Here is a 9,340-nt window from a genome sequence, read left to right as displayed (position 1 = left end):
ATTTTTTGTATGATTGGTAATTGATAAATTTGCTTTAAGCACTTATCAGCCTGTAAAGAGTTTAAAAGTGAATGATGTTGCTCGTTTATATAATTTGAATTTCAGCAATACAATAAAACCGATAGACCCTAACTGAAAAAGCGGTGCGAAAAAATTACTACCCCAATCTGTACCAAATAAATCGCTCCAAAAATTGGTGTTGATTTCGGTATAGAGATTATTCACGAAAACATTGACCAGAAAAAAGGCAGGAACTAACATATAAACACCTGCATAAAGTTTGAAAAAGTTGTAGGCCAATGACCTGAACTTTTCAAAAACAGCCAAACTGATGACCAAAGGAAAAAAATGCTTGCATTATGCCCAATAAAAAGAATCGCTCTGCAAGGAATAAGGGATAAATGAACAAATCCAGCAACCAGAGAAATATTCCGGCAACAAAGGATAGTATTTTTAGACCATATAAGGGTGTGACCAAAGCTTCGTAGAGCATCGCCATTGCTTTGGTGGCGGCATCCCAAGCACTTACATCCTGTTCGATGTCAATATCTTGCATCTGTAAAGGAAGGAGTGCGGGTGCCGTGTCCCGATATTGGTTTTCAATGGCCATCAAAATGGTGTCGAAAACACCCACTACCTGTGTAGAAAAAATCACTAAAATTACTATTGCAAAGTTTTTTGCCAGTTCCGCAGGGGTCCAACCCCAAGTGTAGCCTTCATTATTGGCAACGCCTTCATTGTATTTTTTTAGGATATTGATGAGAAAGAACAAGATGGCAAGGGTCTTCATCCCTGCAATAGTATATTGTGAGAAATCACTATTTTTTATCGTTTGAAAAATAGTGGCCACATATTCTAACCCTATGCCTAAAAAAATACCTGACATTAGTAATTGGTTTCTTGGTTTTTGATTTTGTGCTGCATTTCCCTAAATTGAATAATCTCCCGATAGCGTCTGGTTTTTGCCTCAATTTAAGCTACCATTTGCTTGGATTCCAATTCCTTTTCTTTGAGTACTTCTGCTCGTTCGGCATCGGTCACCTTCATATTGTCGCTGGACAGTATTTGGTCGATATATTCCATACCTGCCATAGAATTTTCAAGGATGGCATCAAAGGATTCTGAAATACGAGTAACTTCATCTGGTTTGATAAAAGGGGAATTGAGTATTTCCCTTAAATCATCCTATACAATATCAAACAGGCGTTGGTTATTTCTTGCCAATTCCCGAACTGCTTTAAGTTGTTTGATCACATCGTTTACCTTATCGATATTCTCTTTTTGGGTTTTAAGGAATTTTACCGTCTTCATTAAATTGGCGGTCTGTTTACCAGATTCCAACAATGATTTTACAAAAGAGATAAAGTTTGTATTGTCATACACAGGCATCCCCTGGGCCGAAGCGTTACTTCCAATTAGCACTACAAATAGTGCGGATAATAACTAAGCGTTCGTGTGGCCGGTACGGCCTAACATGAACGCCCTGTTGACTAAACCGGTTCTTTGCCGATTAGCCCTATATGGGGATTAGTTTGTTTTGAGGGGTAAAGTTTGTTAGGTAGGACACCTAACTGGATGTCGGGTTATTGTTATTGACCGAAGGTGCAACTCCTTTTTGTAATGTTTTCCATAGCACTTTTGGTATTTCATGCTATTTTGATCGGATTAGGCCATAGGCGTCCTATTACGCCTTTAAGGATCATTTTTTCATATTCCGTTTTGTTTTTGCTTTTTCAATTTTTCCATCCAATATTCTGGTGGACCACGTGCCGTAAAGATGTTAAGGGTCACTAATGTTCCTTTCTTGCAAACCAGGCACAGCCGGTGTTGTAATGGTTTTTGTTTTTGGAGTTGTACCCGCCCCAGGCTTTGCCGTAGCTGGGTAAGCGTGATTTTCTTGTGGTAGGAGCTCAAGATCCCGTAATGGCGGATGCGTGCAAAGCCTTTGGGGAGGACGTGCAGGGCGAACCGCCTGATGAACTCTTGGTCGGACAAACGTAGTAAGGACCTCTTTCCCCCGTGCCGGTAATCCTTTACGGCAAAAGTAACGCCCTTGTTGTCCAGCTCTTTTATGCGATGGTTGCCAATGGCGATCTTGTGGGTGTAACGTCCCAAGTATCCCACCACTTGAGAAGGGCCAAAAAAAGGACGCTTACAGTAAACTGCCCAATTGCTTTTGAACAGGCTTTCATAGAAGGCAATGGATCGCGGCTTCAGTTCCTTGCGCAGGGCAGCTACAAAACGAGCCCTAAATACGGTGCTCCTGGCCTTTACCGGAAACAAGTATGTGCCTTTGCTCCTGGCCGACTTCCATTTGCCGGATTTGGTAATGCCTCCACCGGGAACAATGCAATGCAGGTGTGGGTGTAGGGAAAGGTTTTGTCCCCAGGTATGCAGGATAGCGATCATACCGGGATTGGCCCCGATGAACTTTGGGTTTGCAGAAAAACCTTTTATTACCTGCCATGCTGTTTTGAACAGTAAGCTGTACATCAGTTTTGGTTCATACAGGCAGGCCCGGTTAAGCTCAGGGGGAAGGGTAAACACCACGTGGAAGTACGGCACGTTAAGTAATTCTTCCTCCCTTGCCCGTATCCATTCTTCCCTCTTGTGTCCCTGGCACTTGGGACAATGACGGTTCCGGCAACTGTTGTAGCTCAGGTGCAGGCGGTGACAGCCCGGATTGTTGCAACGGTCAATGTGGCCGCCAAGGGCAGCGCTGCGGCATTTGCGCAAGGCGTGGAGGGTACGAAGTTGCCAGCTATTGGCACAATAACCGGCCAGGCCTTCCCTGTTGCGTTCCAACACCTGGGCTACTTCGTAAGCAGCACGTTTCACGCTTGCTCTTTGCAAAGCCGCTCCAGTGTGGATATTACGGTTTGAATCGGGTTCTTCGTCACTTTTGGTGAAAAAATCATTAATTATTTACACGATCTAATCGAGTGGGACATACCCTTTTCCGTTTTGGGACTCCAGCCCAATCTTTTCAAGTAATTTATATATAGTTGTGGCTGTAAATTCGGTTTTATATTCTTTATTGATCCATTTCAAAAGTAAAGGCCCTGTCCATCGCTTGGATGTGTACCCATATTCAGATGGAGCGGTATTCAAAATAGTCTGCCGAATATGATCTAATTCTTTTTTGTTTAAGCTAGCTTTTCTACCACGCCCCACTTTGTCTTTGAGCCCTTCTATTCCCTGATGTTTAAATCTATGTACCCAGTTTAGCACCTGTTTAAAGCTTACCTGATAGATATCGGCCACCTCTCTGCTGGATTTTCCCTGGTGGATCAGGTAAACCATTTGCAACCTTAGAGCTACTCTATATTCTTGTCTGCTTTTGAGAATATTTTTGATCTCTTGAGGGTTTAATTCTTTCGGGTCTAACGTGTTTTTTGCCATTATTTTTCTTCTAAAAGAATATAAATATACACATTAATTGTGTAATTTAATAGGGTGTTTTTAAACTATGTACTATGCTTTCCTGCAAATTAAAAATTAAGCAAATTGCTGTATTCCATACTGATACAAAAATCATTTTCTCTATTCTTCCAAAACAAAAGCGCAGTAGCTGCCCTTTATGTAACAAATATGGCAATCGTATTCATAGTCATTATGTTCGAAGTTTAGCAGATCTTCCAATATCAGGAAAATTGGTGCAATTACAGCTCAGGGCAAGAAAGTTTTTCTGCCGTAATAAAAGCTGTCCGCGAAAAATATTTACAGAACGCTTTAGCCAGGATATTCTGCCTTATGCAAGGCGCTTATGCCGTTCCATTGATGTGCTGCGTAGCATAGGCCTGGAAGTAGGTGGAAACAAAGGGGCATTGATTAGTCGTATTGCAGGTAACCCGGTGAGTTCCTCGACCATCTTGCGCCTAATTCAACAGTTGGAAATAGAAGGGACAACTACTACTTCTGGAGTCATAGGAGTGGATGATTGGGCATTTAAGAAAGGAAGGAACTATGGGACCATCATTGTAGATCTTGAACGTAAGAAGGTTGTCGACTTATTACCGGATAGAGAAGCAGATACGTTGAAGCAGTGGCTTCTAAAGCATCCAGAAATTCATACAGTATCACGGGATCGCGCCAGTGCCTATTCGAAGGGAACTAAAGAAGGTACCAAAGAGGCCATCGAGGTAGCTGACAGATATCACCTCCATGTAAACCTTAGGGATGCTTTTAAAAGGGTACTTCACAAGCACAGTACAACTTTGAAAGCGGCCTTTATAGCTTTTAGCCGTCCGGGCAATAGAGAACCTCTATTGGAAGAAGAAAAGGCTCGTTCACTGCCAACACCTAAATGTACATCAAACTCACAGCGACAAATGAAATTTGAAAAGGCAAAGGAACTTCATCAGCAAGGATATAGGATAAAAACAATTGCCAAAATGCTTCAAGCCGGCCCCCGAACCATCGGGAAGTACATTCAGCATGATGAATTCCCGAAACGACAAGCGCCTGTACCACAAGTAACTATGACTAATTTTCATGAGTTCAGGGAATACCTTCCGAAATTTTACGGGAAACAGGACTATCCAACCTTATACAAAAATATCCGCGATAAAGGGTTTAATGGGAAGTATACCCAATTTTGCAGTAATATGAATCAGTTTATTAAGCCTGACTCTGACAATATTTTTTTGCCAAAATTATCACCAATAAAAACCTGGTCAACCTCGAAGATTTCCTTTATGGTATTACAGCCAGAAGACCGATTAAAAAAGACGGATCAGGCTTTTCTGAAATTCCTGTATAACAAAGCGCCGGAAATTAAAGCCGCCGTAGAAATGGCCGTGCAATTTAAAAGCCTCTTCAAAAATAAAGAGGAAGGACCATTAGAAAGTTGGTTAACCCGCGCACTGCAACCTGAATCAGAATTACGGAGTTTTGCCCAAGGGGTCAAACACGATTATAGTGCCATAAATCAAGTGGTAATATCAGTCATAAGTAATGGGCAGGTGGAAGGACAGGTCAATAAATTGAAAAATATCAAACGAATGATGTATGGCAGAGCCAACTTTCCGCTTCTAAAGAAAATGGTATTACATGAAAGTATGGTTCACCAAAAGTGACGAAGAACCCAATAAGGCTCGAAACCACCCCGGCTCTACCTTTTTATACCATTACCAGGAATATGTGCAGCAGGCTAAAGATCCTTATGGCTATACCCAGTTTATGGAACATTATTGGCGTAAATATGCCAGGGAGAAAGGCTCGATGAAGCTTGAGCATGACCCTGGGAAAGAACTATTTATTGATTTTGCAGGCAAGAAACTTCATATTATTGATAAGGAAACCGGGGAGGTGATCCCCGGTAGAAGTATTTGGTATACAGCCATTACAACAAGAATTGCCAGCATCAATAGGCGAAAAAGCCTGAACAGCTGGCATAGTCATTAAAAAAATTACATAAAACGATAATATGTAAGCAATCAGTTTCATTAATTTTCAAATATACTAATTAAAGAAGATACTTATATCTAAAACCCCCAATTCATTATCTTGAGCCAATACCTTTTATAAAAGAACAAAACTAAAAAGCAGTTTATCTACCTTCTCAAATTCACCGAGATGTTATCTCGGGAGTAAATTTTAGATTGACTCTACTACAGCGTTAATTTTTCTTATCTATAAATTTCCAGAGAAGATAAACTAAAAGGATTGCCACAAAAACCCATAGAAACATCATAATCATTATTTTTAATTAAAATCAAATTTGGATTGTCGTATTTAAACAAAAAAACGGAAATTATTTGATGAGTTTCAATACGGTAGTTTAATTTTTAATCTCCAAGTAAAAGGTTTATAGAATTTTCAACAAAAAAAATACTATCAGCGGTCTCTATGGCAACATCGCTTCACAAACTAATCTATAACTAAAACATATTGATACAAAATCATTTATTTCAAATTCACAATGGGTAGCAAGAATTACCTAAAACGAAATGACTTTAATTATTTTTAATGGTCTTTAGTTCTGGCATCCTAAATTTGATTACCATTGCCGAAACTATGGTTATGGCACCTATAGACAATATTGCCATCGACACACCGAATAAATCCGCAATGATCCCAGAAACTATTGCTCCAATAGCATATCCCAAATCTCGCCATAGCCTAAAAGTACCTATGCTTTCGGCACGTTGGGCTGGGCTCGTGGCAGCTGCAATTGTAGACAAGAATGTAGGGTAGACCAGCGCAGTACCAATCCCCAACGCAAAGGTTAAGGCAATTAGCATTATGTAGCTCTCTGTAATGAAGGGTAAAATTAAAATGGCAAAACCTTGCAAAAGCATTCCCCAAAACAACATCGCCTTTTTTGAATATATATCTGACATCCTACCAGTAAATAATTGTCCCAATCCCCAAACCGTAGGGTAGATAGCTGTTATAATCCCTATATTTTGGGAATCATAATTGGCTTGAAGCAAAATTATGGGCAATAGCCCCCATATCATTCCGTCATTAAGGTTGTTCACCAGACCTGCTTGGCTCACTGAGCTAAGTGTTTTATCTTTTAATGTGGTTTCCCAAAATATATTCTTTAGTTCGGTTGAATTATCATCTTTACTTTCTAAGGCAACAAATTTGCTCGTATCATTTATAAAAAATAGACTCAATAAAAATCCTATTATAGATATAACTATTCCTATGTAAAACGGATAAGGGGTAATACCATATCGGTCTGCCACGTAACCTGAAAGGAATGCCACTATACCGATGGCAAAATAACCTGCAAATTCATTGAGTCCCATTGCCAGACCGCGATTTTTCTCTCCTACAAGGTCAATTTTCATTACCACCGTACTGCTCCAAGTCAGACCTTGGTTGATTCCTAAAAGAAGATTGGCAACTATTACCCAGTTCCAACCGTTTGCGTTCATCAAAATAAAAGGAACAGGAATGGCAAATAACCACCCAATAACCAATAAATTTTTCCGACCTATGGCATTTGCCAAACGCCCAGTAAAGTAATTGGTCAGAGCCTTGGTAATTCCGAAGGCTGTTATGAATGAAAGTATGGCTGTTTTTGATTCAATCCCAAAAACTTTTTGTGCATATTCAGGGAATATGCTGCGTTCCAACCCTATCATACCGCCAACAAAGGCGCTTACCAAAACCAACAGCGAAAACTGCTTCCAGTTCTCTCTTAAGCCTAAGCGAGTATCCATAGAAAACTATTTAAATTTTTCGATATCATCGCTTAGGTCATATACCTTAGTTCCAGGAATCTTATTTTTGAGTATGCTACTTCCTGCGGCACTTCTATAACCGCCCGCACAATGTACCACTATAGGTTTTCCAGTTGAAATTTCATTTGCCGTTTTCCGTAAATCATTTAAGGGATGGCTCAAGGCATTTTTAAAGAACTTGCCTTCCTCTACCTCGCCTTTATTGCGTATATCAACGATTGTATAGTTATCAGGGTGTTTTTCAAAGTCATTTAAGTCCAATGATTCCATCGTTTCAAGATTCATAGTGTCTGACGTGGCGACGGACAAAAGATTCACTTCATAACCTATTACTGCCACCCTTTCAAGTATTTCCTCTAAATCTTTTGGATGATCGATGACTAAATTAAATTTTTCGTCAGGTTCAACGATGGCTCCTAACCAAGTCTCGAACTTTGCACTTTCGGAAGCTGCTTGAATGTTTAAACTTCCTTTTATATGTCCTCTTTTAAAGGTTGCTTCATCCCGAATATCTATGACCAATGCTCCGTTATCAATGGCTCCATTTAACTTGAACGGAATTTTTGCAAGTGCATTACGCAAGATGGGGGCACCTGTTTTATTGGTGTCAACATTATAGCCAAAATAGGAGGGGATGAATGGTTGACCATCGAGAAGGGAATCGATGAATTTTTCTTTGGTCTCTACTTTGAACGCCCAGTTGCCCATACGCTCATTACCCAGAGTACTACTTTTATCGCTACTTATATTTTTCCCACATAATGTGCCTGCCCCGTGAGTTGGGTAAACCAGTGCATCGTCTGGTAATCCTGTAAATTTATCCTGTATTGTTTGAAACATCATCTCGGCGAGCTCTCGACGTTTAGCTTTCATATTTCCAGCTTTTTCCCTTAGGTCTGGTCTTCCTACATCTCCTATAAATAGCGTGTCCCCTGTGAAAAGTGCCACCTTTTTTCCATCTTTCGCTACTATCGTTATGCTATCAGGGGAATGGCCTGGGGTGTTAATGGCGGTAATCTCAATTTCCCCTATTTGTAAGGTATCCCCTTCATCAAAGGGACGATGTGGGTAATCTGCTCCTACCTTGTTACTTACATAGATTGTCGCACCCGTTTCTTTGTGCATCTGTAGGTGCGAAGAAACAAAATCTGCGTGCGGGTGTGTTTCAAAAACAGCAACTATTTTGGCATTGTTCGCTTTCGCGAAAGCATAATATTTCATCGGGTTGCGCTCTGGGTCGACAACCACCATTTCTCCATTGCTGACAATAGCATATGAAAAATGCGCTAGTGGTTCGTATTCAAACTGTTTAATTTTCATAATATCTAATTTTTACTCAAAAGTAAGATTTGAATGGGGCTTTTTCAGTAACCTATGATACATAAGTACTTATTAACTAAAATGATTTTTTCGCTCGCTCATTCTTTCCGGTAGTTACTGTATTTAGGAAAAAAGGGATAATTTATCTGCTCATTAAAGGTTGTAGGAAATTCATCGCCATCTTTAAAACCCAGTTTGGACTTGAATAAAACTTCGGTGTAACGATATTTTATGTTCCTGTTCCATTTTTTTTAGCAAGCGTGAAATTACAACTCTGCTCGTATGCAAATCTTCAGCAATTTCTTGATGCGTAGTATGAATATGATTGTTGTTGAGTATTGCTATTTTGTTTTGAATATAATTTTTCAGCCTTTCTTCCATATTATGGAAGGCAACACTATCGATACTTTCCAACATTTCCAACAAACGTCGTTGATAGCTTTGGAAAACGAAATCCCTCCAGCTTTTATATTTCACGGTCCATTCCTCCATTTTCTGCACCGGTATCATAATCAACTCAGTATTTACTTCAGCAACTGCCCTAATCTCACTCTTGGCAAACCCCATAGAGCAGGTCATTGTCATAGCACACGTATGCCCTTTTTCCAGGAAATACAATAGTAGTTCATCTCCATTATTATCTACTCGCATAATTTTAATGGCTCCCGATATCAACAATGGAATGGTTTTGATATAATTTCCGATATTAATTAGAGTATCTCCCTCTTTCACACTTTTATGAAACCCGCTTTCGGCTATTTCTTCCATAAGCTCCATTTCGAAGTGTGCTTTATAAATCTTCCTTAGTTGGGCGTTCATTT

The 9,340-nt window shown here is 39.9% G+C and carries 7 protein-coding genes and 2 pseudogenes; 2 read left to right on the top strand and 7 right to left on the bottom strand.

Annotation, left to right across the window (positions count from 1 at the left end; translation table 11 throughout):
• Positions 1–45 precede the first annotated feature (45 nt).
• From JM83_RS19045 to JM83_RS19030, 4 genes and pseudogenes are all read right to left on the bottom strand, one after another.
• Positions 46–886 (bottom strand): annotated as a pseudogene (locus tag JM83_RS19045) (hypothetical protein).
• Positions 886–1,389 (bottom strand): annotated as a pseudogene (locus JM83_RS19040) (conjugal transfer protein). The pseudogenes JM83_RS19045 and JM83_RS19040 overlap by 1 nt, the downstream one beginning before the upstream one ends.
• Before the next feature lie 318 nt (positions 1,390–1,707).
• Positions 1,708–2,838 carry an IS91 family transposase gene (locus JM83_RS19035; protein WP_144958286.1) on the bottom strand — a complete coding sequence of 377 codons (1,131 nt, stop codon included), beginning with the start codon at positions 2,836–2,838 and terminating at the stop codon, positions 1,708–1,710.
• Positions 2,839–2,934: 96 nt separating this feature from the next.
• On the bottom strand, positions 2,935–3,402 hold the full coding sequence (locus JM83_RS19030) for a helix-turn-helix domain-containing protein (protein WP_144958285.1): 468 nt from the start codon (positions 3,400–3,402) through the stop codon (positions 2,935–2,937).
• A 74-nt stretch (positions 3,403–3,476) separates the two neighbouring features.
• On the opposite strand from JM83_RS19030, the gene JM83_RS19025 reads away from it, so the two are divergent.
• Positions 3,477–5,078, top strand: a complete 1,602-nt coding sequence (locus JM83_RS19025; RefSeq protein ID WP_144963644.1) for an ISL3 family transposase — start codon at positions 3,477–3,479, stop codon at positions 5,076–5,078.
• A complete protein-coding gene (locus JM83_RS19020; RefSeq protein WP_261376876.1) occupies positions 5,053–5,406 on the top strand; it encodes a hypothetical protein in 354 nt (117 codons plus the stop codon). Before JM83_RS19025 ends, JM83_RS19020 begins: the two co-directional genes overlap by 26 nt.
• 551 nt (positions 5,407–5,957) lie before the next feature.
• Here JM83_RS19020 and JM83_RS19015 read toward each other — a convergent pair.
• The 3 genes from JM83_RS19015 to JM83_RS19005 form a co-directional block, all read right to left on the bottom strand.
• Positions 5,958–7,178 carry an MFS transporter gene (locus JM83_RS19015; protein ID WP_144963643.1) on the bottom strand — a complete coding sequence of 407 codons (1,221 nt, stop codon included), beginning with the start codon at positions 7,176–7,178 and terminating at the stop codon, positions 5,958–5,960.
• A gap of 6 nt (positions 7,179–7,184) precedes the next feature.
• A complete protein-coding gene (locus tag JM83_RS19010; protein WP_144963642.1) occupies positions 7,185–8,519 on the bottom strand; it encodes an MBL fold metallo-hydrolase in 1,335 nt (444 codons plus the stop codon).
• Positions 8,520–8,702: 183 nt separating this feature from the next.
• The gene (locus tag JM83_RS19005; RefSeq protein ID WP_144963641.1) at positions 8,703–9,338 is read right to left on the bottom strand and encodes a Crp/Fnr family transcriptional regulator; all 636 of its coding nucleotides are present in this window, start codon (positions 9,336–9,338) and stop codon (positions 8,703–8,705) included.
• Between the last annotated feature and the right edge of the window lie 2 nt (positions 9,339–9,340).

Source organism: Gillisia sp. Hel_I_86 (assembly GCF_007827275.1).
Lineage (GTDB): Bacteria > Bacteroidota > Bacteroidia > Flavobacteriales > Flavobacteriaceae > Gillisia.
This window is presented reverse-complemented; position numbering and strand designations above follow the sequence as displayed.